This window comes from Vibrio sp. S234-5, from assembly GCF_000960595.1.
GTDB lineage: Bacteria > Pseudomonadota > Gammaproteobacteria > Enterobacterales > Vibrionaceae > Vibrio.
Genome location: NZ_JZAM01000445.1, coordinates 1 through 385 on the forward strand (window position 1 = coordinate 1; position 385 = coordinate 385).

1 protein-coding gene is annotated in these 385 nt (G+C 52.2%); it reads right to left on the reverse strand.

Annotated features, from left to right (window positions below):
* On the reverse strand, positions 1–385 hold a 385-nt coding region (locus UF06_RS25330), incomplete at both ends, for a polysaccharide lyase family 8 super-sandwich domain-containing protein (RefSeq protein ID WP_197541329.1).

Below are 385 nucleotides of genomic sequence, written 5' to 3' on the forward strand. Positions count from 1 at the left end.
AGTGTATCATCAGCGGAGAAGAGCGAGGGCTTTCAAGCTCGTGGATGGGTAAGTGGATAGTGGTAGTGCCCGGATTACGGTCCCAGTCCCATCCATCTGGCTTATAGCCATGAGTCACAGGGTCCCCGAGCGGGAGTACATGCACCGAGCCGTGCGACTGGTAACGACCGTAACGGTTATCGTTGGTATAGATTTCTGAAGCCCAAACGTCTTGGTTATACCCTTTGAAAATCGCCATACGATCGCCTACCCGATGAACAGCAAAGGCACCACCGTTAAAGGTCCAGCTCCCCTCCGGCAAGGTCGCTGGGGTAATGGATTCTCCACATATAGTCTCACTTTGAGCTGCACTTTGCTTAGTTGTCGTGAGATAGTAACTGGCTAG